The sequence below is a fragment of the Bacillus sp. FSL R5-0576 genome (genome assembly GCF_038004765.1).
Classification (GTDB): domain Bacteria; phylum Bacillota; class Bacilli; order Bacillales; family Bacillaceae; genus Bacillus; species Bacillus subtilis.
In genome coordinates, this window is record NZ_JBBORU010000001.1 from 1746861 (window position 1) to 1772933 (window position 26073).

23 protein-coding genes and 5 pseudogenes are annotated in these 26073 nt (G+C 37.6%); 22 read left to right on the forward strand and 6 right to left on the reverse strand.

Annotated features, from left to right (window positions below):
* Window positions 1-75: 75 nt before the first annotated feature.
* From hflX to NX903_RS08740, 5 genes and pseudogenes are all read left to right on the forward strand, one after another.
* A complete protein-coding gene (gene hflX, locus NX903_RS08720) occupies window positions 76-1338 on the forward strand; it encodes a GTPase HflX (protein WP_029317828.1) in 1263 nt (420 codons plus the stop codon).
* 17 nt (window positions 1339-1355) lie between these two features.
* Window positions 1356-2621, forward strand: a complete 1266-nt coding sequence (locus NX903_RS08725) for a methionine gamma-lyase family protein (RefSeq protein WP_029317829.1) — start codon at window positions 1356-1358, stop codon at window positions 2619-2621.
* A gap of 109 nt (window positions 2622-2730) precedes the next feature.
* On the forward strand, window positions 2731-3138 hold the full coding sequence (gene glnR / locus NX903_RS08730; RefSeq protein WP_003238341.1) for a transcriptional repressor GlnR: 408 nt from the start codon (window positions 2731-2733) through the stop codon (window positions 3136-3138).
* Window positions 3139-3196: 58 nt separating this feature from the next.
* A complete protein-coding gene (glnA, locus tag NX903_RS08735; protein WP_003231737.1) occupies window positions 3197-4531 on the forward strand; it encodes a type I glutamate--ammonia ligase in 1335 nt (444 codons plus the stop codon).
* Window positions 4532-4615: 84 nt separating this feature from the next.
* A pseudogene (locus NX903_RS08740) lies at window positions 4616-4768 on the forward strand (peptidoglycan-binding domain-containing protein); the annotation flags it as partial.
* 38 nt (window positions 4769-4806) lie between these two features.
* On the opposite strand, the pseudogene NX903_RS08745 reads toward NX903_RS08740, so the two are convergent.
* The 3 genes and pseudogenes from NX903_RS08745 to NX903_RS08755 form a co-directional block, all read right to left on the reverse strand.
* Window positions 4807-5106 (reverse strand): annotated as a pseudogene (locus tag NX903_RS08745) (contact-dependent growth inhibition system immunity protein).
* A gap of 3 nt (window positions 5107-5109) precedes the next feature.
* Complete coding sequence (locus NX903_RS08750; RefSeq protein WP_069839412.1) at window positions 5110-5400, reverse strand: contact-dependent growth inhibition system immunity protein; 291 nt, start codon at window positions 5398-5400, stop codon at window positions 5110-5112.
* An 18-nt stretch (window positions 5401-5418) separates the two neighbouring features.
* Window positions 5419-7248: pseudogene (locus NX903_RS08755) on the reverse strand (ribonuclease YeeF family protein).
* 1097 nt (window positions 7249-8345) lie between these two features.
* On the opposite strand from NX903_RS08755, the gene NX903_RS08760 reads away from it, so the two are divergent.
* The 5 genes and pseudogenes from NX903_RS08760 to NX903_RS08780 all read left to right on the forward strand — a co-directional run bounded on the left by NX903_RS08760 (window position 8346) and on the right by NX903_RS08780 (window position 11058).
* Window positions 8346-8639: a hypothetical protein gene (locus NX903_RS08760; protein WP_015715927.1), complete on the forward strand. Its 294-nt coding sequence runs from the start codon at window positions 8346-8348 to the stop codon at window positions 8637-8639.
* Window positions 8640-8854: 215 nt separating this feature from the next.
* Entirely contained in the window at window positions 8855-9199 is a 345-nt protein-coding gene (locus NX903_RS08765) for a hypothetical protein (protein WP_086343863.1), read from the forward strand.
* A 130-nt stretch (window positions 9200-9329) separates the two neighbouring features.
* Window positions 9330-9581, forward strand: coding sequence for a SunI/YnzG family protein (locus tag NX903_RS08770; RefSeq protein ID WP_086343864.1), 252 nt, complete (start codon window positions 9330-9332; stop codon window positions 9579-9581).
* Between the two features lie 183 nt (window positions 9582-9764).
* Window positions 9765-10199 (forward strand): SMI1/KNR4 family protein, encoded by a 435-nt coding sequence (locus tag NX903_RS08775; protein ID WP_086344600.1) that lies wholly within the window; start codon window positions 9765-9767, stop codon window positions 10197-10199.
* A gap of 69 nt (window positions 10200-10268) precedes the next feature.
* Window positions 10269-11058, forward strand: a pseudogene (locus NX903_RS08780) (DUF7225 domain-containing protein).
* Window positions 11059-11189: 131 nt separating this feature from the next.
* Here the strand turns inward: NX903_RS08780 and NX903_RS20970 are convergent.
* Entirely contained in the window at window positions 11190-11369 is a 180-nt protein-coding gene (locus NX903_RS20970; RefSeq protein ID WP_370125243.1) for a hypothetical protein, read from the reverse strand.
* Window positions 11370-11578: 209 nt separating this feature from the next.
* On the opposite strand from NX903_RS20970, the gene NX903_RS08790 reads away from it, so the two are divergent.
* The 8 genes from NX903_RS08790 to xynB all read left to right on the forward strand — a co-directional run bounded on the left by NX903_RS08790 (window position 11579) and on the right by xynB (window position 18563).
* Window positions 11579-12115, forward strand: a complete 537-nt coding sequence (locus NX903_RS08790; protein WP_042975846.1) for a GNAT family N-acetyltransferase — start codon at window positions 11579-11581, stop codon at window positions 12113-12115.
* Window positions 12116-12193: 78 nt separating this feature from the next.
* Window positions 12194-13096 carry a CPBP family intramembrane glutamic endopeptidase gene (locus tag NX903_RS08795; RefSeq protein WP_144486637.1) on the forward strand — a complete coding sequence of 301 codons (903 nt, stop codon included), beginning with the start codon at window positions 12194-12196 and terminating at the stop codon, window positions 13094-13096.
* Window positions 13097-13159: 63 nt separating this feature from the next.
* Entirely contained in the window at window positions 13160-13474 is a 315-nt protein-coding gene (locus NX903_RS08800) for a hypothetical protein (protein ID WP_128737881.1), read from the forward strand.
* Between the two features lie 42 nt (window positions 13475-13516).
* Window positions 13517-13792: a hypothetical protein gene (locus NX903_RS08805; RefSeq protein ID WP_086343865.1), complete on the forward strand. Its 276-nt coding sequence runs from the start codon at window positions 13517-13519 to the stop codon at window positions 13790-13792.
* A gap of 110 nt (window positions 13793-13902) precedes the next feature.
* Window positions 13903-14067 carry a hypothetical protein gene (locus NX903_RS08810; protein WP_086343866.1) on the forward strand — a complete coding sequence of 55 codons (165 nt, stop codon included), beginning with the start codon at window positions 13903-13905 and terminating at the stop codon, window positions 14065-14067.
* A gap of 138 nt (window positions 14068-14205) precedes the next feature.
* Window positions 14206-14676, forward strand: a complete 471-nt coding sequence (locus NX903_RS08815) for a hypothetical protein (protein WP_042975853.1) — start codon at window positions 14206-14208, stop codon at window positions 14674-14676.
* A gap of 863 nt (window positions 14677-15539) precedes the next feature.
* Entirely contained in the window at window positions 15540-16931 is a 1392-nt protein-coding gene (locus tag NX903_RS08820; protein ID WP_086343867.1) for an MFS transporter, read from the forward strand.
* A 30-nt stretch (window positions 16932-16961) separates the two neighbouring features.
* Window positions 16962-18563 carry a xylan 1,4-beta-xylosidase gene (xynB, locus tag NX903_RS08825; protein WP_086343868.1) on the forward strand — a complete coding sequence of 534 codons (1602 nt, stop codon included), beginning with the start codon at window positions 16962-16964 and terminating at the stop codon, window positions 18561-18563.
* Between the two features lie 136 nt (window positions 18564-18699).
* Here xynB and xylR read toward each other — a convergent pair whose 3' ends face one another.
* Window positions 18700-19854, reverse strand: a complete 1155-nt coding sequence (gene xylR / locus NX903_RS08830; protein WP_086343869.1) for a transcriptional repressor XylR — start codon at window positions 19852-19854, stop codon at window positions 18700-18702.
* Between the two features lie 247 nt (window positions 19855-20101).
* On the opposite strand from xylR, the gene xylA reads away from it, so the two are divergent.
* From xylA to NX903_RS08845, 3 genes and pseudogenes are all read left to right on the forward strand, one after another.
* Window positions 20102-21439: a xylose isomerase gene (gene xylA / locus NX903_RS08835; protein WP_086343870.1), complete on the forward strand. Its 1338-nt coding sequence runs from the start codon at window positions 20102-20104 to the stop codon at window positions 21437-21439.
* Between the two features lie 150 nt (window positions 21440-21589).
* Entirely contained in the window at window positions 21590-23089 is a 1500-nt protein-coding gene (xylB, locus tag NX903_RS08840) for a xylulokinase (protein WP_086343871.1), read from the forward strand.
* Window positions 23090-23193: 104 nt separating this feature from the next.
* A pseudogene (locus tag NX903_RS08845) lies at window positions 23194-23359 on the forward strand (glycoside hydrolase family 11 protein); the annotation flags it as partial.
* 214 nt (window positions 23360-23573) lie between these two features.
* On the opposite strand, the gene yncB reads toward NX903_RS08845, so the two are convergent.
* Window positions 23574-24209, reverse strand: a complete 636-nt coding sequence (gene yncB / locus NX903_RS08850; RefSeq protein ID WP_017697666.1) for an endonuclease YncB — start codon at window positions 24207-24209, stop codon at window positions 23574-23576.
* 412 nt (window positions 24210-24621) lie between these two features.
* Here yncB and NX903_RS08855 point away from each other — a divergent pair, with 412 nt between their 5' ends.
* On the forward strand, window positions 24622-26037 hold the full coding sequence (locus NX903_RS08855; protein ID WP_086343872.1) for a sugar porter family MFS transporter: 1416 nt from the start codon (window positions 24622-24624) through the stop codon (window positions 26035-26037).
* The last annotated feature ends 36 nt before the right edge of the window (window positions 26038-26073 follow it).

Consider the following 26073-nt stretch of genomic DNA (forward strand, 5'->3'; position numbering starts at 1 on the left):
CGATTTGTGGTATACACATGCAGGGTTTGGTATGATAATACTACTGCCCAATATGCAAAAGAAAGGAACATCCATTTGAACGAACAAGAAACGATTCAGGAGAAAGCCATTTTAGTCGGATGTCAGCTGCCGCATATCACGGATGAGCATTTTGAAAATTCTATGGAAGAGCTAGCATCTCTGACAAAAACAGCAGACGGAAAAGTACTGACCAGCGTCACACAAAAACGGAACAGGGCTGACGCCGCTACATATATAGGAAAAGGGAAGGTAGAAGAGCTGAAGGCACTGGTGGAAGAGCTTGAAGCTGATCTCCTCATCTTTAATGATGAACTGTCGCCAAGTCAGCTGAAGTCATTGGCAACAGCAATTGAAGTGAAGATGATTGACCGCACGCAATTGATATTAGATATTTTTGCAAAGCGGGCGAGAACGAGAGAAGGCAAACTTCAAATTGAGCTGGCTCAGCTGCAATATGCACTGCCGCGTCTGACGGGACAAGGGATCAATCTCTCCCGGCAAGGCGGAGGAATTGGGGCAAGAGGTCCCGGGGAAACGAAACTGGAAACCGACCGCCGCCATATCAGAAATCGCATTCATGAAATCAACACGCAGCTTTCCACTGTCATTCGCCATAGAAGCCGATACCGTGAAAGAAGAAAGAAAAACGGTGTGCTTCAAATTGCGCTTGTCGGCTATACAAACGCAGGGAAATCAACATGGTTCAACCGCCTGACGAGTGCTGACAGCTATGAAGAAGATCTCCTGTTTGCCACGCTGGACCCGATGACCAGAAAAATGGTCCTGCCAAGCGGCTACAGTGTTCTTCTTTCAGATACAGTAGGATTTATTCAGGATCTTCCGACGACATTGATTGCTGCATTCCGCTCAACGCTTGAGGAAGTAAAAGAAGCGGATTTGATCCTGCATTTAATTGATTCTTCAAATGAGGATTATGCGGGACATGAAAAAACAGTGCTTGGGCTTCTCGAGGAGCTTGAAGCAGATGATATCCCGATGCTGACGGCTTACAATAAACGTGATCAAAAACTGCCTGATTTTATACCGTCCGCCGGAAGGGATCACATTATGGTCAGTGCGAAATTTGAGGACGACGCTGCAGCCTTTAAAGAAGCGATTCAGCGCTATTTGCGCCAAGAACTGCTAACGTCTTTTGAAGCACATGTGCCGGCAAGTGAAGGGAAGCTCCTTTCCAGAATCAAATCGGAAACGATGGTAGACCGCTTCTATTTTAATGAAGAAAATGAACAGTATGACATATCCGGCTATGTCCAAGAAGAGCAAAGTATCATCGGTGAATTAAAGAAGTATATGTAGGAAGGAAATATAAAGACATGTTTGACACATTAACACACGGAGAATTATTGAAGAAAACGGCAATGGAAGTGGAAGCGGACATTGCCGGCATTCATAAACAAATAGAAGAAATCAGCGAGCGAAATGAGTGGAGAGTGCTTCAAAGCTATAGAAAACACAAAGTAAGCGACACTCATTTCACGCCGTCTACTGGATACGGCTATGATGATATCGGAAGAGACACGCTTGAAAGCATATATGCGGATGTGTTTGGCGGAGAAGCGGGGCTTGTAAGGCCGCAAATCATTTCAGGCACACATGCCATCTCAATTGCTTTGTTCGGTGTCCTCAGACCGGGGGACGAGCTCCTTTATATCACGGGCAAGCCGTATGATACGCTAGAGGAAATTGTGGGCGTCAGGGGTGGAGAAAACGCTGGATCGTTAAAGGATTTTCAAATCGGCTATAATGCGGTTGATCTGACGAAAGACGGAAAGATAGACTATGATGCAGTCGCCGCTGCGATCAATCCGAAGACAAAAGTAATCGGCATTCAGCGCTCAAAAGGATATGCGAATCGCCCTTCTTTCTTAATTAGTGAAATAAAAGAAATGATCCGTTTTGTAAAAGAAATCAATGAAAATCTGATCGTCTTTGTGGACAACTGTTACGGAGAATTTGTGGAAGAGCTTGAGCCTTGCCATGTCGGAGCCGACCTGATGGCGGGATCTCTCATTAAAAATCCCGGCGGCGGCCTTGCGAAAACAGGCGGCTACCTCGTCGGAAAAGCGAAATGGATTGAAGCTTGCTCATACCGTATGACGTCACCCGGCATCGGCAGAGAAGCGGGGGCATCTCTTTACTCGCTCCAAGAAATGTACCAAGGCTTCTTTTTGGCGCCTCACGTTGTGTCTCAAAGTCTAAAGGGAGCGGTGTTTACAGCGAGATTCCTTGAAAAACTCGGCTTCACTTCAAACCCGAAATGGGATGCGAAAAGAACGGATTTAATACAATCCGTTGAGTTTTCTGACAGAGAAAAGATGATTGCTTTTTGCCAGGCTATTCAATTTGCATCGCCAATCAATGCTCATGTGACGCCTTATCCAGCCTACATGCCTGGATACGAGGATGATGTCATTATGGCAGCAGGGACGTTTATTCAAGGAGCAAGCATCGAATTATCAGCTGATGGCCCTATCCGCCCGCCGTATGTAGCGTATGTTCAGGGAGGATTAACCTATTCGCATGTGAAGAATGCCATATGCAGTGCAGTGGATTCATTGATGGAAAAGCAATTAATTTAAATTTTTTAAAAATTTCTCTGGATTTGATGTTAAGAATCCTTACATCGTATTGACACATAATATAACATCACCTATAATGAAACTAAGTTAAGAAAAGGAGGAAATTGAGATGAGTGATAATATTCGCCGCTCAATGCCTTTATTTCCAATAGGAATTGTCATGCAGTTAACTGAGTTATCAGCAAGACAAATTCGATATTATGAGGAAAATGGACTGATATTTCCAGCCAGAAGTGAAGGAAATAGACGATTATTTTCATTTCATGATGTAGATAAACTGTTAGAAATCAAGCACCTGATAGAACAAGGTGTAAACATGGCAGGAATTAAACAGATTCTGGCGAAAGCCGAAGCCGAGCCAGAACAAAAACAAAACGAGAAGACGAAAAAACCAATGAAACATGATCTGTCCGATGACGAACTGAGACAGCTCCTGAAAAACGAGCTCATGCAAGCCGGCCGTTTTCAAAGAGGGAATACATTCCGTCAAGGCGACATGTCCCGCTTCTTTCATTAATCCGTTAGCAACTGTTTTGCTATATACATTTACCTTTTAAGAGGAGGAATTTTACCAAATGGCAAAGTACACTAGAGAAGATATCGAAAAATTAGTAAAAGAAGAAAACGTGAAGTATATCCGTCTTCAATTTACTGACATTCTTGGAACAATCAAGAATGTTGAGATTCCTGTAAGCCAGCTTGGAAAAGCGCTTGATAATAAAGTCATGTTTGACGGTTCTTCTATTGAGGGATTCGTTCGTATTGAAGAGTCAGACATGTACCTGTATCCAGATCTAAATACATTTGTTATCTTCCCATGGACAGCTGAAAAAGGTAAAGTAGCACGTTTCATCTGTGATATTTATAATCCGGATGGCACACCTTTCGAAGGTGACCCGCGAAACAACTTAAAACGGATTCTGAAAGAAATGGAAGACCTCGGCTTCAGTGATTTTAACCTTGGACCTGAGCCTGAATTCTTCTTATTCAAATTGGACGAAAAAGGCGAGCCAACGCTTGAACTAAACGACAAAGGCGGATATTTTGACTTAGCTCCAACTGATTTAGGAGAAAACTGCCGCCGCGATATCGTACTTGAGCTTGAAGAGATGGGCTTTGAAATCGAAGCGTCTCACCACGAAGTAGCACCTGGTCAGCATGAAATCGACTTTAAATATGCTGGAGCAGTCCGCTCTTGTGATGACATCCAAACATTTAAACTAGTTGTCAAAACAATTGCCCGCAAACACGGCCTGCATGCGACATTTATGCCAAAACCATTGTTCGGTGTGAACGGTTCAGGTATGCACTGCAATCTATCACTCTTCAAAAATGGTGTTAACGCATTCTTTGACGAAAACGCAGATCTTCAGTTAAGTGAAACAGCGAAACACTTTATTGCAGGTATCGTGAAGCACGCAACAAGCTTTACAGCAGTAACAAACCCGACAGTAAACTCTTACAAACGTCTTGTTCCTGGCTATGAAGCACCTTGCTATGTAGCATGGAGCGCGCAAAACAGAAGCCCGCTTATCCGTATCCCGGCTTCTCGCGGCATCAGCACACGTGTTGAAGTACGCAGCGTTGACCCAGCTGCAAACCCATACCTTGCACTTAGCGTATTGCTTGCTGCAGGATTAGACGGAATCAAAAACAAACTGGAAGCGCCGGCTCCAATCGACCGCAACATCTATGTGATGAGCAAAGAAGAGCGCATGGAAAACGGAATCGTTGACCTTCCCGCAACACTTGCGGAAGCACTAGAAGAATTCAAATCAAACGAAGTCATGGTCAAAGCGCTGGGCGAGCACCTATTCGAACACTTCATCGAAGCAAAAGAAATCGAATGGGATATGTTCCGCACGCAAGTACATCCTTGGGAACGCGAACAGTATATGTCTCAATATTAATCTCTCAATCCCTTGGCACTATTGGTGTCAAGGGATTTTTTGATTTATTAAACAATTTAATAATTTAATATAGACCATGTAACACCAGACAAAAGGGCGAAGAAAAACGGCATTGCCGGCGTGTATGGTCCGAAAACAGCAAACGCGGTCCAACGGTTCCAGTCAGTATGTGGCCTTTCTGCTGACGGCATTTATGGACCTAAGACTAAAGCGAAAATTGAAGCGAAATTGAATTAATAAAAGAAGCCCTTCTTAAAAGAGGGCTCTTTTTCTAGCTATGTTGTTTTAAGGTGTTTTCTAATTTGTTCAGTGACTTGCTTAAGCCATTCCAAGGGTGTTATACCATCTTCAGGAAAGTATATACCATCCGCTGCTTCCTCTATAAATTCATTCTTGTCTTCTTCTGAATAATCACTATTTAAAAACTCAGTTAGTACTATTAAATCTCTTTCTTTTAGTTTTTGTGATGCTTCATTTAGATATTCATTAAGAGCATCTTCAGGAGATTCTATATCTTGGTGGAAATGTCAGCCGAGAAATCTAAATACAGGATCAGAAACTTTAATTTCAATCATTGCTTATATAGCCTCTTTTATTTCTATAATTACTTTTTTCAACCATTGTAAAGGAGTTAAATCGATTGCCGGAAAATAAATCTCCGTATATGATTTTATAAAACTTTCTTTCTCTTGATCAGATATGTTTTCATTTAAAAACTCTTCACAAAATTTTATTGTGAAAACTAAGCATTCTTTACTTGATTCAGCTATAAATTCTTTCAAAGCTTGTTCTGGTGAACCCATGTCCTGGTGAAATGTTCCTTCTAAAAAATCACTTAATTCTTCCAGAGTATCATAATTCTCGTACATTGTTATTCAGAACTCCTTTTATTTTGTAGGATAGCCAGTTAAAATAAATTCCCCATTTTTACTCTTTTTCAATACTATTGTAGCGTTGGTAGCATCCTTAGCAACATTTGAACCTTTTTCTACTCTTCTGCCGAGAACTTCTCCATCACCTTTGTATCTTAAAGGAAGAGTACGTCTACTGTTAGGATTAGAGAGCCATTTTTTTATTTTAGTAATGTTTTTTGGATCACTTAGAACTGAACTGGCGACTTTTTCTGCAGTAGCTCTATCTTTAAATGAAGAAGACCCAGAGATTTCTGTATCTTTTATTAAACGTTGAAATAATTCGCCATCAGTCTCCCCGACATGTCTTTCTATAAGATGCCCGCCTTTTGCTTCATGAGCAGCTAACCCGCCGCCAGGTGCGAGAGGGGTACTATCACCTTGTTTGACATTACCTATACCTATGTTGTTAGAAGTTTCAGATTTTCTGAGAACACTCTCTTTTTTATCTTCCGCAATACTTTTTAGCAACGGAGTATTTTTCACGTTAATGGTATTCTCAGCATCTTGAAGGATCCCTTCTAATGCAGGAGTATACCGATTTACAGGAGATTTGACAAACTGTTTTACAGATTTACCGCCTTTTTTAATTGTGCCACCAGTTGCTTTCCCAACTTTAGCAAGATCTTTCGAGCCTGTTGAGACAGAGGACTTTCCACCTTTCAACAACAGGAGACTTCCGCCCAAATAAGTAACATAGTGCAGCCGTGTGTATGCATCCCCGTGAATCATTTTTGTATCCCAATTATCCTTCAATGTGTCAACCATACTTTGAAAGGCAGCTTGATAGTCGTATTCCAAAACGGTATCCAGCACTTTTTTAGGATCCTTGTTTAAGTTATCAATCGTCCAACCGATATTCCATCCAAATTGAATGGCTCCTTCACCGGTATCCTTGGCAAGATCGTATATACCAACAATCGCCCCCTTGGCGCCATCACCTATGATTTTCAACACTTCTTTTCCGTTATCCATGAAAGCTTTACGCTGTTCAAGAAATGAAACAAATTCAAGCTGTTCAGGGGTAAGATTCTCATAGCCGACCTTCTTGGCAATTTCTAAGTATTCATCCGGATCCGTCACTCCGTCAGCTAGCTTCTTCTGTTTCTCGTTCTTTCGCTTCATCTTTCTTGATCTTCAAATAAGCTTCAGTCTGTTTCTCAATATCGCCTTTTTTCTTATGTATGTCACTTTCACGGTACGCCTTGGCGTTGTAGTGAATGGGCGTAGCGTTTTTCCCTTTTCCTGTGGACTCCTCAAGCTTTTGGAAGTCTTTCTTGATGAATTGTTCGTTTGGCTCAGACTGGGTGTATTCACGCTGCCTAATTTATCAACTGTTTTTTTACGTTTGTTTTCCGCATCAGCAAGTTCGTCTTTGAAGTTTTCTGTCGAGAACAAATCAAGCGGAAGAATATCGTCGATATCATGTAAGATATCTTTCATGGCTTTCTTTTGTTCAGACATAATTGATTTTGATTTTGTGTAGGCGTTAGCCAGCTCGTGTTCTAAGAAGGATTCTTCTATATATGCATCAGATAAGCTGGCGTCTTCTAAAGTGCCTGAAATGCTCGTCAAGAAAGCAATTTTCATATCAAGTAAGTCAATCCAATTGTCAGCCACACCTGCATGGTCTTGATAAAATGCTTTAATGTTGTCGGCGCCTTTGCCGGAAAACTCACTGTCATCTAGATCAGCTACAGCTTTAAAAGCCTTTTTTAGATTGACCATCTGACTTCTTAATTCTTTGTATTCCTTTGCACGTCTATCTGCTTCTGAAAGCAGTGATTTGGCTTCAAATACTTTCATGATCATATCCTTTCGTTTGAATATCTCCAACAAGATTTTACCATGGGAAAATGAAGAAATAGACAAGGATGTGATTCAAAAGTGAGAAATGATTAATTTGATCTGTGTCATTTTACCTATCTGAATTAATTGAAGACCGTTTACGCAGTCAGGCGGTTTCAGTCCATGCATGGATATCGCATAACAAAAATAGCCCTTTAGCACCTTACTTTTTTTGTTAAAATGATGAAAACAGCAAGGGGAGATAATATGGCATTACTACGCTTTATAAGTTTATATGGAATAGCCATCATTATACTGATGGTCATAGCGAATTTTGCTCCTTTTTTGGCGATGCCATTATACTATGTTGCCATGGCTACATTAGTCTTTCTGATTGTTTATCTGATATATCATTATTCCCAAAAGTTTAGAGGGGGGAAAAAGTAAACAAGCAAAAAGAATTCCAAATATTTTTTTGCGCAAATTTCGCACAAAAATATGGTTATAAATCCTATTAAATCAATTATTTAATAGGGGTGATAAACTCCCTCCTAGGTAGTAAGCATATTATTCATAAAACATGCTTTTGACCAAAATTAAGACCAAAATTTGACCAAAAAAATTAACTAATCATACTTAATGTAATACAAATCTCAACGAATGAATTTGCTGAAACGCTTGATAAGTAAGGGTTTTGATTGTTATAGATTAGCTATTTTATCTAAAGAATCATGTTCCGCACGCAAGTACATCCTTGGGAACGCGAACAGTATATGTCTCAGTATTAATCTTTCAATCCCTTGTCACTAAAGGTGTCAGGGGATTTTTTATGTTAATAGGTAATAAATTATGGAGCGGCACTGCTAAAAAGCAGGGTCACTTTTAGTCTATGTCACTAATAATTCTATGTACTAAATTTTCAATTAGGGAAATAATTCCACGCTTAAGGAAGCAATACGCATAAATAATTCGACAAATTCTGTGATAATTCCATTGTTCAATACTTCTACCAGCAATAATAAGATGAGTAAGGTAGATGTTTATCATTGACATCATAACCAAATGAATCCATAATTACGTTGAAATCTAAATCAATTTTCAAAAAGGAGATTTCTATGAAAAAATTGACTATCTTCTCCGGGGGATTAGGAGCGGTTTTTTCTGTACTGGCTCAACTGTTTGCGGTTATAGATGACTCTTACACTTTGGGGAATTTATGGTTTTTAGGTGCTTTGGCGGGAATTATAACCATGCTTGCTTCAATCCAGACAAATAATAAACCAGTCTTCAGCATATTATTAATTGCTAGTTCAGTAATAGGTCTACTTGGAACTGGTCTTGTATACATCATACCAACACTTTTCAATATAATAATAATTTATAAATTTTCAAAAGTAAGCCAATGGTAAAATAAAGGTTCTTTTTTTATTTAGTATCCCTTTGACAAGGTCGGTAATGAATCGCAGAATGTTGCAGCTAGGGCTTCCGTGGGCATGATTATCGAACGCCATGTTTCTAGGATACCGGAATTGAAACATTTGCTGAGACATTTCGTGAAGCTGATCACCAAATGACCATTTTCATAGAGGCACGTCTAAAGAAGCTATCATAGGAGGACAATACTGTGTGGAAAGCTTTAAGTCAATTACTCAAGAAACAGAAAAATCAAAGTCCAAGCGATGAAGATTATATACAGATTCCAGAATTAGAAGTAAAAGTTTTGGGGATGCTTCACAGTATCAATATAGACTTGGTTAATTTAATAGCTCAAGCAGAAAAGTCTAAGGAGTTTATAGGACAAATCGAAGGCATCTGGCATTCTATAGCAAATCAATTTTATTCACTCGCCCAAGGGTTTGAGAATGAGGATATCAATAAGCTTTCTGCGGATCTTGATCATGCTGCCGCCACTTGGGAAACTGTTGCTAATAAAGCAAAAGAGTTTGTAACAAATTCATACCATGGGTAAAAGAAAAATAAGGGCCTGAAAGGGCTCTTTTGCTTATAGTCATATTTCCCGTAAGTATTACTTTTTGGATGTATTAAATTTTAAAGCGTGTTTGTTTCACTGAATTCATAGTCAAAAGGGGAATGTTTTTATGCTTGGAATCAACGTTGAAAAATCAAATGAAAACTTAATTATCAATTGGCAGCTATCCAAAATTGAAATTCCAATCAAAGAAATCAATGATGTATTTCTTGATCCAAACTATGGGGGAGAGGAGAAAAGCGCAGTAAGGATTAGGTTTCCTTATGGCTCAACAGATAGGGTAGTAATTAAAACAGCATATAACACTTACATTTTGTTCACCACTAATCCTGCTTTAATTATGAGTAAAATTGTTTCTTAATAAACAGTTTATGTCCCTTTTAAATTTATCTTAATGTTCTGTGTGGTAAAATTTAGTGAGATGATTTAAGGAGGAGGAGCATTTATGGAAGAAGGAAAGTTAGTTCACATGACATTAGATGGTATTAAGAAAGCAGTTACTAAATATGGTACATTTCCTGTGTTCCATCATGGGGGTTATGTCTTGGAAGATGCTACTTTTCATTTCAAAAATCCAGCAACTCCTCAAGAAATTAGCGGCTTAGAAAAGAAATTAGGTGTTACTTTTCCTAATGACTTTAAAGAGTTTTTGTTACAACACAATGGGATGGAAATGTTTGATGGCATTGAAATACTTAGCTTAGAGGGAATCGTTGAATATAATGAGGTTCAAGATTTCCCAGAGGGATACTTATTAATAGGATATCATTTTGATGGAAGGTATGTCATAGACACAAACAAATCAAAAAAAGGATTAGGTTATATGTTATATCTAGACTCAATTGACGATATTGAAGATGCGATTAACTTAAATTCTAATTTCGAGATATGGTTTGATATGCTAGTGTCTTCTAATAGAACGAAATATTGGGAAGTAAATCCGAATCTCCAAGAGTATTATAAACTGGTTTCAGAATAACACTTCGGCAAAAGAAAAAATTATGACTAATTTCAACAACCAAAGATTCTGCTATTTGAGGGAAGTATAATGACAATTTACGAGCAAATTAAAGATGCTTTAAAAAATAAGATCAATGAGTTGCTTTCACCTCAAGAAGTAAAGAAAACCCTTCAAGAAAAATACGGAACTAACGGATAGCATTATTTTATCAGATTATTGTTATAACCGGTATAATAAGGGGATTTCTTTTAATAAGCACCTCTTTGAATATGTGAATAGAAGTTCTTACAAATACTTAGGTGAAAACTCTCTTTATACAGGACTTATTTTCAGAAAATCAAAAGGGGAAGATAAGGAAGTTATCGTAGGCGAATGGGTAAACGGTGTTAAATCACTCCGAGAAGTACCTATTACTAATAACCAAATACATGATCAAGCCGAAATCATTAGTAAAGAACAACTTGTAAACCTTTATAATGAATATAACCAAATCTTGAGATATGAAATGAATGTATTGAACTGTAAGCCCACAGAATTGAGGCATTTAATTGGCAGAATCGGTGAATTCATTTGTGCAATCCAAACCAACGGCACTCTGGCACGTCAAACTAATCAGCATGGATTTGATGTTGTGAGTGATGGCAGGCGGATTAGTGTAAAAACAACAGCTCAATCAAGTGGTTTTATTTTGATAAATAAAAATACATTTGATGATTTTGATGTTTTTTTTGTAGTTCAATACGTAAATGATGATTTTAAAGTTATTTTCTTCGGCTCAAAGGAAGAAGTGCAAAAAATAAGCAGAGTTTATGGAAGCCAATACGAAGTTGAAATTTCACTTCTTAAAAAGCTTAATAAGGAATACCAATTAAATTAAACAATCTTGTTGATAACAAACATTCTCTTACTTATTGTAAGGGGATGTTTGTTTAATCCTTATTTTATCTTCGCAATCTGGCTTACGAGTTGCATCCACAGTAAATGATCTTACTTCGTCTTTTCCCCGTGTTACTTTTTTCTATTGAGATAACCATTGATTTTAATGCCGCTCATTGGGTTTACCTCATAATCATCAGTGTAATCGTAATCAATTGATTCAATATCTTTATCGTTTGTTTTAATAAAGCCAAGCCAGTCATTAGCCAATGAATACAACTCTTCTTTTTGCAGAGCTACTTGGACTTCCATTTTTTGTTGTGTTGTTCCTTCATAATTGTCCCTCAGAGAAGGGTAAGGGAATTATTTTTGAGAATCATATTCCATTGCTTGTTCACAGTCAGAAATCCTTGAGTTGTTCTAGCAAGAGGCAATATTGTTGAATAAGGATAGTTTTAAAGAGGTTATTGTTGTCTTCATATTGAAATAAAGATTAAGTATATTAGAGGGGAGTTGCTTTAATGCACATAACAACAAAAAGGTTATTGATACGTGAATTTGAATTCAAAGATTGGCAGGCTGTATATGAGTATACATCTGATATTAATGTGATGAAGTATATACCTGAAGGGGTTTTTACTGAAGAAGATGCAAAGGCATTTGTAAATAAAAACAAAGGTGATAACGCTGAAAAATTCCCTGTCATACTAAGAGATGAAGACTGTCTTATAGGCCATATTGTTTTTTATAAGTATTTTGGTGAACATACATATGAAATTGGGTGGGTGTTTAATCCGAATTATCAAAATAAAGGGTATGCTTCTGAGGCAGCCCAAGCTATCTTGGAATATGGATTTAAAGAAATGAACTTACATAGGATTATAGCTACGTGTCAACCTGAGAATATTCCTTCATACCGAGTTATGGAGAAGATTGGAATGAAAAGAGAAGGATTTTTTAAAAAATGTATTCCAAAAGGCAATGAATGGTGGGATGAATATTATTACGCTATTTTAGAGGAAGAGTGGAATTGTAAGAGGGATAATGCAGGAAATTGAAACCATAACAGCTATAGAACGTATAGTGATAGTAGGGCTTATAGTGCTTAATATGAATGATGTGAGAGGGGTATCCAAATGCAAATTCATCTCACCAAAAGCGGAAAACAAGACAATCATCATAAATGGTTAGGAACTGTCTTGCTCAGTTGGGGAACATTCGTATTTGCTTTGTTTTTTGCTACTTTAGTTGGTTCAATGGCTAGCCAAGCAGGAGCTTCCAAGCTTTTGAAGCATGGCATCCAAGCTGGTTTAGTCACATTAATAACTGTCCCGTTGCTCTACATTCTTCTTAAACGGATGTCTAGTAGACCCTTTTATTCTATAGGACTGTCTGGGTGGCGGCAAGCTATTCCGAAAGCCATTATGGGAGCAATATATGTGATTGTATTATCCGGGTCTGGTTTCGCTATCGCCCATTTATTAGGCTGGATCAAAGTTACACAATTTCACTTCTCTGTCCATTTAGTGACAGCATTGCTCTTAAATATGATTATCGCTTTCTTTTATGAAGCTTTTCCAGAGGAATTAACTTTTCGGGGGACGGTGTACTATGCTCTAAATAAGCGTTGGAACTGTTTTATGGCCTTACTCCTACAGCCGATCCTGTTTGTGCTTGCACCAATAACTGTAAGTGGCTTGCAATATATAGCTGGAATTGAATCACCTGCTATCACATTAGATTACATCGTTTTATTGTTGACTTTTGGATGCATCCTTCAACTCCTCCGTATTGTAACAGGAAGCTTATGGACGTCTATCGCTTTTCATCTAGCCTTTCTTGAAAATTCTCGGTTCTTCGTCCTGCAGGGGGAGGAGCGCTTTATTACCTATGAAGAAATTGTTCCGGGAACAGGTTCGCTGTTTGTGATCTTTTTTATGTTGCTTATTGTCGGTACTCTACTATTAATACCTGTTGCAATAACTCGCCGAAATACTATTCAATGGCGGAAGAATGAGAAATGCGACCAAGATGTTTAATTTCTGAGTAGAACAGTAGTTTTAAAGTGATTTTAAGGAGGATCTAGACAATGTTGAAGAAGCATTCCTGATGAAAGATTAGTAGATTTTGATTCTCAAGGTGGAAACCTTATTAGTTTTTTTTTAGTTACTCACTGTGAGTTATCTGATCAATCGTATAAAAATGTATTAAGCTTTAATGATGATCTTTTGGGTATGAAGCATAACTGTTCGTATGCAATGGATATTCTAAGCGTTAAAGAGGAATTTGATTTCGATTTCCCATTTAATATGCTTGCAATAAAAAGCTACGTACAAGAATTAATAAAAATGTTAGGGATTGATATAACTCTGCCTGAAATGAAAGAAAGAGATTTTGACAAACTTTCTCAAGATTAAATAAAACTACGATTTTAAAGAGAACGGAGACTTGCTTTCAATATGAATGTTAAAAAAACTGCAGCTATTTTTTCAATCACGATTCCAATTATCTCAGCTATCCTAATTATTAATTTTTTTACGGGAGTTATGTCAATTCCATGGCAAGGAATGCCGGTGTTTTTTCCATTATTGCTTTCTCCTATAGGAATCATTTTAGCGTTCGTTTCAATGAAGACAAATAAACGGTGTGCTGTATATGGGATTGTCTTAAATGCAATTATGTTTCCATTTCCTTTTTTCTGGTTTATCGGAGGGGCTTTGTTATTTGGAGTTTAATCCATTAGGCATTACGCTTATACATTGGTATTTTCGAGCTTGTCAAAAGAAGGAATAAAAAATTTTCAGAATTGCTTGGCTTTACTTTATTTTGAAAGGGGTCGAGTAAGATGGATAGGAAAAAGGATGAAATACAAAGAAAATATAAGGAACAAATGAGGGAGAAGAAAGAACGAGAAAAAGAAGATGGCAGTTCACATACTTTTGAAATTGTTGTTGTGCTAGCCATTATCATTTTGATGTTTTTCTTTAATTCAGTTTTCAAGGCTTTTTAGATATTGTACAGATGACTTTCAGGATGTTTGAAAAATAACCCTTTGAGATATATACCACATGAAAGTATTGAAGGACTTATGAAAATTCAAGAGCCAGTTGAATCTTAATAATTAATCACCAAATAATGGGGATGTAAAATGAAATTGTATAATGAATTTATCAATATAGCTAAAACGTTTAATAAAGAGTTAGACATAATTCCATTATTATATGGATCTTTAGGTCTTGAAAAGGTAACTGGGTTAGACTTTTCCCCAGAAGATATTGATATCCTTATTCCTTTAATTTTTTTAGAGGAAAAGTGGGAAAAACTAAAAAAAGTGATGGAACTGCATGGATACAAAATGGTTGATTTACATGAGCATGAATTTAAGAAAACTAATACAAAAATAGGCATTGCTTACATTGAGGATTTAAAACCATTTGCAGATGTAGACTATAATAACCTAGAGGTTTTTGAAGATGGCGGAGCGAAATATCATTTGCTAACGATTGATGATTACCTCAAGGTTTATAAAAAGTCTTTATTAGATGGTTATAGAAGAAGGAAGAAGAATCATAAAGACCAAAGTAAAATTAACATATTGAATAAATTAATACGGAATTAATTTCTGTATTCTCTTTTGTTTCCAGTCTCAATTAAAATTTTTAAGATTAAAATAAGTTTGAAAGGATAAATCATAGTGTTTAACACAGCCATTAATCCTCAGACAGTCAAAAAGCCATTTCTACTCCGGTTGAAAGCTTCTCAATTTTTGCTTCTTATTTATCTTTCCTGTATTGATATATGTATGTAGGGTTGGACTTATAACATAAACTATTCTGCCATTCCTGTTCTTTCAATTCATGACCGGGCTTGCCATCAGCATAAATCTAGGATAACAGTCTCCATACATCCTGTGATCACCTTTATCAAACTCTTAAATGCAACTTACCACTAACCAATTCCTTATTTCGCATAGATCATCTTTGTCATGTGTTTACACAAGAATCTGTTTTGGACTAATCGTCGTTAACTGATACATGACATTCGCAAATATTTGAGACACTGAATATAACGAAACAGTCAAAAATCAATATTTAATTCATTCTGTTTAAACTTTCTGAAAAAGATGTTGAAAAAGTCGAGAGGATTTTATAATATTAAATCAAGTTAGTTTGTTCGATCGACAAACTAACAAGATGAACTTTCATTGTCCACAAGATAAGGTCTTACTGAATATGGATGGAAGGGGATAAGAGGGTCGATTTAATGGAGCTAAACAATATAAGAAACGAAAGAATGAGGCTTTTATCCTTTTCCAGGTATATAAGGTATGACGAAAAAAGATGAATTTTCTGCTTGCTGATCACCATATTTTTTTGCACTGTTTTGAAAGCGCTTTTATAAAAGTTTACTGACCGTAAATTCGAGAAATTGTTATACCGTTTCACACTGTTCCATATTAAAGGATCGAAAAGGGGAGAAATCATGCTCAGTGAAAATGTAAAGAAGATTAGCATGGTTGAAAAAGTTGGATATGCGTCTGGAGATTTTGCTTGTAATTTAATTTATGCAACAGTGTCTACTTATCTTTTGTTCTTCTATACAGATATTTTTGGTTTATCGGCAGCAGCAGCCGGTACTATGTTTTTAGTGGTTAGAATAATCGACGCTCTCGCTGATCCTTTTATCGGAACAATAGTTGACAGAACGAACAGCAGATTTGGACGCTTTAGACCGTATCTTTTATTCGGAGCTTTTCCATTTGTCATACTGGCAATACTCTGTTTTACAACACCAGACTTTTCGGATATGGGGAAATTAATATATGCCTATATAACCTATGTTGGCTTGTCGCTTACATACACAACGATAAACGTTCCATATGGCGCGTTAACTTCTGCAATGACTAGAAATAATCAAGAAGTGGTTAGTATAACTTCTGTTCGCATGTTATTTGCGAATCTTGGGGGACTTGTCGTTGCATTTTTTGTTCCCTTACTGGCTGCTTATTTAAGCGATACTTCCGGCAACGAGTCTCTTGGCTGGCAACTAACCATGGGTATTTTGGGAATGATAGGCGGGTGCCTTTTAATCTTTTGTTTTAAAAGCACAAAAGAGCGGGTCACTCTTCAAAAATCCGAAGAGAAAATTAAATTTACGGATATATTTGAGCAGTTTCGTGTTAATCGTCCACTTGTTGTATTAAGTATTTTCTTTATTATTATTTTTGGAGTGAATTCCATCAGTAATTCGGTTGGCATTTACTACGTAACGTATAACTTAGAAAGAGAGGATTTGGTGAAGTGGTACGGTTTGATAGGAAGCTTGCCCGCTTTGGTCATTTTACCGTTTATTCCAAGGCTTCATCAATTTTTGGGGAAAAAGAAATTACTAAACTATGCATTATTACTGAATATTATCGGCCTCTTAGCTTTACTGTTTGTTCCGCCAAGTAATGTTTACCTCATACTTGTCTGTCGATTAATCGCTGCTGCTGGAAGTCTCACTGCCGGGGGATATATGTGGGCGCTTATTCCTGAAACAATAGAATATGGAGAGTACAGGACTGGGAAAAGAATGGGTGGGCTCATTTACGCTATCATCGGATTTTTCTTTAAGTTTGGTATGGCCTTAGGAGGAGTTGTTCCGGGTCTGGTTCTTGATAAGTTTGGATATGTGGCAAATCAGGCACAAACCCCGGCGGCATTAATGGGGATTTTAATTACAACAACCATTATTCCCGTGTTCTTGCTGGTTCTAGCTTTAATTGATATTAATTTCTATAACTTAGATGAGAAAAAATATAAAAACATGGTTCGAGAATTAGAGAATAGAGACAAAGTTTATTTGGACCATATTGATGATTTCAAGGCTTAAAAAAGAAAATAAACTGAGGAGGAGTCCCAAATGAAGATTACCAATCCAGTACTCAAAGGATTCAATCCCGATCCAAGTATTTGTAGGGCAGGAGAGGATTATTATATCGCTGTATCTACATTTGAGTGGTTTCCGGGAGTCCAGATACACCACTCAAAAGATTTAGTAAATTGGCACTTAGTTGCACATCCATTACAGAGAGTTTCACAATTAGACATGAAAGGAAATCCAAATTCAGGTGGGGTTTGGGCACCATGTTTAAGCTATAGTGATGGGAAGTTTTGGCTGATCTATACGGATGTTAAGGTAGTAGATGGCGCATGGAAAGATTGTCACAATTATTTAGTTACTTGTGAAACGATTAATGGTGATTGGGGGGAGCCGATTACATTAAATAGCTCGGGGTTTGATGCTTCTTTGTTCCATGATACGGATGGAAAAAAATATTTATTAAATATGTTATGGGATCACCGTATTGATCGGCACTCATTTGGAGGAATTGTTATACAGGAATATTCTGATAAAGAGCAAAAATTAATCGGTAAACCAAAAGTTATATTTGAAGGAACTGATAGAAAACTGACAGAAGCTCCGCACCTTTATCATATCGGGAACTATTATTATTTATTAACTGCAGAAGGAGGAACACGGTACGAACATGCTGCTACAATTGCCCGTTCTGCAAATATTGAGGGACCATATGAAGTTCATCCCGATAATCCAATCTTAACGTCATGGCATGACCCAGGAAATCCATTGCAAAAATGTGGTCATGCATCCATTGTTCAAACACATACAGATGAGTGGTATTTAGCTCATTTAACGGGACGTCCTATTCATCCTGACGATGATTCAATTTTTCAGCAGAGAGGATACTGTCCTTTGGGCAGAGAAACAGCTATTCAAAAACTTTACTGGAAAGATGAATGGCCCTATGTAGTAGGTGGAAAAGAAGGAAGCTTGGAGGTAGATGCACCTTCTATACCCGAAACAATATTTAAAGCAACGTACCCGGAAGTTGATGAATTTGAGGATTCAACATTAAATATAAATTTTCAAACTTTAAGGATTCCATTCACGAATGAATTAGGTTCATTGACTCAAGCGCCAAATCATTTACGATTATTCGGTCATGAATCATTAACTTCGACATTTACTCAGGCATTTGTAGCCAGACGCTGGCAAAGTCTCCATTTTGAAGCGGAAACTGCTGTTGAGTTTTATCCGGAAAATTTTCAACAAGCCGCTGGATTGGTGAATTATTACAATACAGAGAACTGGACGGCTCTTCAAGTCACGCATGATGAAGAACTGGGCCGCATTCTTGAATTAACAATATGTGACAACTTTTCTTTTTCACAGCCATTAAATAATAAAATTGTTATTCCTCGTGAAGTAAAGTATGTATATTTAAAAGTAAATATTGAAAAGGACAAATATTATTATTTCTATTCTTTTAACAAAGAAGTTTGGCACAAAATTGACATTGCACTGGAATCGAAAAAATTATCAGATGATTACATCCGTGGGGGAGGATTCTTCACAGGGGCCTTTGTAGGGATGCAATGCCAAGATACCAGCGGTAATCATATACCGGCCGACTTTAGATATTTTCGTTATAAAGAAAAATAATTTGCACATGAAAAAGGAGATTTCTATTTTAGAACTCCTTTTTCATATGAGAAGGTGCCTATATCAATATTGCTTCAGAAATACTCCTAGAATAAAAAAGCTCATCTTTAAAGATGAGCTGTACATTCCATTAAAATTACATTGTAACCATGTCCAGAAAATGATCAATCACAATGGAGGACATTCCTAATGCCGGCGCATTCTGTCCTAAGGAAGATGGCAATAATTCATAGCTATTGCCTAAATGGGAATAAACCCTTGACGATACTTCACTTCTCATTGAATTTAAAACCATAGGATGCGATTCAATTATGCTATTTCTTAAAATTACGGCTTGTGGGTTGAAAGTATTTAGAATATTGGTAAGGCCTATTCCTAAATAGAATCCAAAATTTTGTAATGCATTTAAGGTTCCGATATCATTCAGATGGGCGAGGTTTATGATATCTTGATAGGACAGTTTTTTCTCTTTAGTCTGAAGAGATTTTAATAAAGCCTTCTCTGAAGCATACAATTCCCAGCAGCCTCGGTTTCCGCAACTGCATTTAGGACCATTAAAGTCTATTGTCATATGTCCCATTTCTCCAGAGAAGCCGCTTACTCCTCTATATAAATGATTGTTGATAATAACACCGATCCCTATCCCTGTGCTGATACTTACGTAAATAATGTTATCGTGATTTTTTGCAGCTCCAAATACTTTCTCTCCATATGCGCCAGCATTTGCCTCATTTTCAATAAAAACAGGCACATTGTACTTCTCTTGTATCGAAGATTTTAAGTCAATATCTCTCCAGTTGGAGTTCGGAGTGAAAACAATTTTTTGATCTTTATCAACGAGTCCAGGCACGCAAATACCTATACCAATAAGCCCGTACGGAGATTGGGGCATATGCGTCATAAAGTGATGAATCATATCAATCAAAATGTCTTTCGTTATTTCTGGAGAATTGGATTCCAAATGGCAGTATTGATCAAGAACGATCGTTCCTTCGAGGTCTGTTAAAATGCCATTGATATAATCCACACCAACATCTATTCCTACGGAGTATCCTGCCTTTTTATTAAAAACAAGCATGACAGGTCTTCTTCCGCCACTTGATTGTCCTTGACCTATTTCAAATACCAGATTTTCTTTCATTAACGTGTTTACCTGTGATGAAACAGTTGATTTATTTAATCCAGTCATTTCAGATAATTTTGCTCTTGAAATAGGTGAATTTTTAAGGATTTCTTTTAATAATAACTTTTGATTTACTTTTTTGACAAAGGTTTGATCAGCGATATCCACTTCATCCACTCCATTTGTTTAATCTTTAAATTAAGTATGAACATAGTACATAGCGAATCTTCCCTTTATTATATCTAATGTGTTCATAAAAAACTAAAAAAATATTGAAAATACTGATGAGGTTATATAAGATGAAAATAAGTTAGTTTGTTTAAACAACAAACTAATAGGTAACTTACAATATGAAATAAAATGCATTTGTATTTGAATGATCATGTTTTGAATTTATTTTTGAGGGGGAAATCACATGGCTCAATCTCATTCCAGTTCAATTAACTATTTTGGAAGCGTAAACAAAGTGGTTTACGAAGGGAAAGATTCGACTAATCCTTTAGCATTTAAATATTATAATCCTCAAGAAGTAATCGGCGGAAAAACGATGAAAGAGCATTTGCGATTTTCTATTGCCTATTGGCATACATTTACTGCTGATGGTACAGACGTTTTTGGAGCAGCTACGATGCAAAGACCATGGGATCACTATAAAGGCATGGATCTAGCGAAGATGAGAGTAGAAGCAGCATTTGAGATGTTTGAAAAACTAGATGCACCATTCTTTGCTTTTCATGACAGGGATATTGCACCAGAAGGCAGTACGCTAAAAGAGACAAACCAAAATTTAGATATGATCGTGGGCATGATTAAAGATTACATGAGAAATAGCGGCGTTAAACTATTATGGAATACCGCAAACATGTTTACGAATCCCCGTTTCGTCCATGGTGCCGCGACTTCTTGCAATGCAGATGTGTTTGCGTATGCTGCAGCACAAGTGAAAAAAGGGTTAGAAACAGCAAAAGAGCTTGGCGCTGAGAACTATGTATTTTGGGGCGGCCGTGAAGGATATGAAACATTGTTAAATACCGATTTAAAATTTGAGCTTGATAATTTGGCTAGATTTATGCATATGGCAGTGGATTATGCGAAGGAAATCGGGTACACAGGGCAGTTTTTGATTGAGCCAAAACCAAAAGAGCCGACCACCCATCAATACGATACAGATGCAGCAACAACCATTGCCTTTTTGAAGCAATATGGCTTAGACAATCATTTTAAATTAAATCTTGAAGCCAATCATGCCACATTAGCTGGGCATACATTCGAACATGAATTGCGCATGGCAAGAGTATATGGTCTGCTTGGCTCTGTTGACGCAAACCAGGGTCATCCTCTTTTAGGCTGGGATACGGATGAATTTCCGACGGATTTATATTCTACGACATTAGCAATGTACGAAATCCTGCAAAATGGCGGCCTAGGAAGCGGCGGATTAAACTTTGACGCGAAGGTCAGAAGATCTTCTTTTGAGCCTGATGATCTAATATATGCCCATATTGCAGGGATGGATGCATTTGCAAGAGGATTGAAAGTTGCCCACAAATTAATCGAAGATCGTGTGTTTGAAGATGTGATTCAACATCGTTACCGCAGCTTTACTGAAGGGATTGGTCTTGAAATTATAGAAGGAAGAGCTAATTTCCAAACACTTGAGCAATATGCGCTAAATCATAAATTAATTAAAAACGAATCTGGAAGACAGGAGCAATTAAAAGCGATATTGAACCAATACATTTTAGAAGTATAACAGGATAAGCTCCAGATCCTGCTATCAATACCAAGTCACTGAATTACCCGTCATGATTCCTTTCCTATTGCTTGTTGTTATGACGGGTAACTTCTATAATTAGGATTTATTTAGAGTGAATGGTTTTTTAAAAGGGCAAGGAGTGAAAAAATGAAGTATGTCATTGGAATAGATCTTGGAACGAGTGCTGTTAAAACCATTTTAGTTAATCAAAACGGCAAGGTTTGTGCAGAAACGTCCAAAAGGTACCCGCTCATCCAAGAAAAGGCGGGATATAGTGAGCAAAATCCTGAAGACTGGGTGCAGCAAACAATTGAAGCATTGGCTGAATTGGTTTCTATATCCAATGTTCAAGCCAAGGATATTGACGGGATAAGCTATTCGGGACAAATGCATGGATTAGTACTGCTTGATAAAGATTGTCAGGTGTTACGTAATGCAATTCTTTGGAATGATACCAGAACAACGCCTCAATGTATAAGGATGACCGAGAAATTTGGCGATCATCTTCTTGACATCACAAAAAACCGTGTTTTAGAAGGGTTTACATTACCTAAAATGTTATGGGTGAAGGAACATGAACCTGAACTTTTTAAAAAAACTGCTGTTTTTATGCTTCCGAAAGACTATGTGAGATTCCGTATGAGCGGTGCCATTCACACCGAATACTCCGATGCAGCAGGAACTTTACTTTTACATATTACTCGCAAGGAGTGGAGCAATGATATTTGCAATGAAATTGGTATTTCTGCAGATATTTGTCCTCCGCTTGTTGAATCTCATGATTGTGTAGGATCACTGCTTCCGCACGTTGCCGAGAAGACCGGACTATTAGAAAAAACAAAAGTGTACGCTGGGGGAGCAGATAATGCTTGCGGCGCTATTGGAGCAGGTATCCTTTCTTCCGGAAAAACTTTATGCAGTGTTGGGACCTCAGGGGTCATACTTTCCTACGAAGAAGAAAAAGAAAGAGACTTTAAAGGGAAAGTCCACTTTTTTAATCATGGAAAAAAGGATTCTTTTTATACGATGGGCGTCACGCTCGCTGCAGGTTACAGCTTGGACTGGTTTAAAAGAACGTTTGCACCAAACGAATCGTTTGAGCAATTATTGCAGGGGGTGGAAGCTATTCCGATAGGAGCCAATGGACTGCTATACACTCCTTATTTAGTTGGTGAAAGAACGCCGCATGCTGATTCTTCTATTCGGGGAAGCTTGATCGGAATGGATGGAGCTCACAATAGAAAGCACTTTTTGAGGGCAATAATGGAAGGTATCACATTCTCTTTACATGAATCAATTGAGCTATTCCGCGAAGCGGGAAAATCAGTTCATACTGTTGTTTCTATTGGTGGAGGAGCTAAAAATGATAAGTGGCTGCAAATGCAAGCTGATATTTTCAATGCGAGGGTGATTAAGTTAGAAAATGAACAAGGGCCAGCTATGGGAGCTGCAATGCTGGCTGCATTTGGAAGCGGTTGGTTTGAATCCCTTGAAGAATGTGCAGAGCAGTTCATTCGTGAGGCTGCTGCATTTTATCCAAAGGCACAAAATGTTCAAAAATATAAAACACTATTTGATTTGTATAAGAACATTTACACTCACACAAAGGATCTCAATACAGCTTTGAAGAGCTTTCGAAAAAACTAATGATGTTATTGTCTGGAGATCAACCGACGAACAATTAATGATCAATCATCATCAAAGGCCTTTGATGACATGGCTGCCTTCTTTTGAAAAGATGGTGAGAATAAGGTATCGCAACCTTTAAACAGTATTGGAGTGTCCAGCAGACAAAACGAACGAGCGGAACTGTATTCTGTCAGCGAACACTTCAAGAAGTGAGAAAGCTTAGGAATGCCAATGGGTAAGATGTATGAAACCGCGCTAACGACGGTAGAGGGATCTCTTGATTTATGATGAAATAGGAAGGATGTTTACACACAAATAACCCCCTCACATTGACGTGAAGGGGTGTTTTTTATTGTTACTATACAGCGGAAATTTTACAGGCTAGTTGCATGATTTTAGCTTGATAAGCAGAATGGAAACTAGACACGCCATCATCTCTTTCTCATTCTTTGGAAACTGCATTCTGCTAGGTTTGCTGCTTTTTTTAACAAACAGTGTTTTTCTATTTCACACAGCCATTAAATCCTCTGTTTGTCACATAACCGCTCTTACTCCAAATTGACAGTTTATCTGATTTTGCTTCTTGCTCATCTAGTCTGAATTGGTCTATGTATTTTGTGTTAGGCTCATATACATATGCTACTCTGGCCAATCCCTCTTTCAATAATGTCTCTTGAACAGATTTGCCGTCAACATAAACATATGCTAACAGTCTTCCATACTTATCTCTGCGATCGCCTTTATCAAATTCCAGCTGTAGCTTACCGCTGTTGACCAATTCTTTATTTCGTTTCGACGCATCCTCACCGTATGGTTGAACACAAGAATTTGGTTTCTTCGTCTCAGGTGTATCAACGAGCAAGTAGCGAACTGTGTCTTTCTTTCCGTTGTAAATAACCTTAATCGTATCTCCATCTATTGCTCTATCTAATGTAACATTGACCAATTTCTTCTGCTTTTTTGAATGAGGCGTGCCGGCCTTTTGTTCTGTCTGATTATATTCATTAGATTGAGTATCTTGAGAGACTTGCTCCGTCCCATTAGAATCTGAATGGTTTTTGGCTGCGTGATGTGATCCGCAAGCTGCCAAAGTAATACTTAAAACGATTGCGATCATACTGATCAAAATCTTCTTCATATTGATTCCCTCTTTATCATTTTCTCTTTTCGCGATTAAACATCATCATTATAACGATATGGACATTTTTTGTGAATGGAAAACTTCAAGGGAACTTATAACACTCAAATTGCCAATAGTTAACTTCACAACGAGATGATCAAAACATCACCATCACATAGCGGAAATAAATAATCCTGAAAATAATATTGATTGAAAATGCTTTTGGAATTATGATAATATGAGAAATGACAATAATGTGACAAAAATATTACTACAACATAACAACTAATAGCTTAGGTTTATTCTACTGTCTAAAAATGTAAACGGTTACAAATCCAGAGGCGAAAATCTAAGATAGAGATGACTTTAGTTTTGACTCAATATCCACACTGAAAGAGCTTATTAAGTATTCTTAATAAAGGCAGGGGAAATGGATATGAATGAACATCGAAATCGAAGGTTGAAATTAATAATGATTTCAGCAACTTTTGGAGGGCTTCTCTTTGGATATGACACCGGAGTTATAAATGGAGCTTTACCTTTTATGGCAAGGCCAGATCAGCTTGATTTAACACCGGTTACAGAAGGGCTTGTTACGAGTATTCTTTTATTAGGTGCCGCATTTGGAGCGTTGTTATGCGGAAGATTGGCTGATCGATATGGCCGACGTAAAATGATCCTTAATCTTTCCTTTTTATTTTTCCTGGCATCACTGGGAACAGCGTTAGCACCTAATGTTTTCATCATGGCGGCCTTTCGTTTTTTACTGGGGCTGGCTGTTGGAGGAGCCTCGGCGATGGTGCCGGCCTTTTTAGCAGAAATGGCACCGCATGAAAAGAGAGGGCGTATGGTAACCCAAAATGAACTAATGATTGTTGGCGGGCAATTTTTAGCATATGTTTTTAATGCGATCCTCGGTGTAACAATGGCAAATACGGGACATGTTTGGAGATACATGCTAGTCATTTGTGCTGTTCCGGCTATCATGTTATTTGCCAGTATGCTTAAGGTCCCAGAAAGCCCGCGATGGCTAATCTCCAAAGGCAAAAACAGTGAGGCGCTGCGAGTTCTTAAACAAATTCGAGAAGATAAACGTGCAGAAGCTGAATGTAGAGAAATTCAAGAAGCGGTAGAAAAAGATACAACACTAGAAAAGGCATCACTCAAGGACTTTTCTACACCATGGCTGCGCCGTCTTTTATGGATTGGAATCGGTGTTGCCATAGTGAATCAAATTACAGGTGTGAACTCGATTATGTATTATGGCACACAAATCCTTAAAGAATCTGGTTTTGGTACAAAAGCGGCTTTAATTGCTAATATTGGAAATGGGCTGATATCAGTTATTGCAGTTATATTTGGGATTTGGCTGGTAGGAAAAGTAAGACGGCGTCCAATATTATTGATTGGTTTGGCGGGGACGACTACAGCGCTCCTATTGATTGCGATTTTCTCAATTGTGCTTGATGGATCTATGGCACTTCCTTATGTAGTGCTTTCTTTGACCGTTTTATTTCTTGCCTTTATGCAAGGGTGTGTAGGACCTGTGACTTGGCTTGTCATAGCGGAAATCTTCCCTCAAAGGTTAAGAGGGCTTGGTTCTGGGATAAGTGTTTTTTTCCTTTGGATATTAAACTTTGTGATCGGTTTTGCTTTCCCGATCTTGCTTAGCTCTGTAGGTTTGTCTTTTACATTCTTTATATTTGTGGCTTTAGGTGTATTGGCAATCGGTTTTGTATACAAATTCATGCCGGAAACAAAGGGGCGTACACTTGAAGAGTTAGAAGAGCATTTTCGTTCTCGACACGATCATAATACTCCTGAACAATCAGTTATTGAGGTATAAATATGTTGAAAATCTCTCTTCTTATAGGAGGGATTT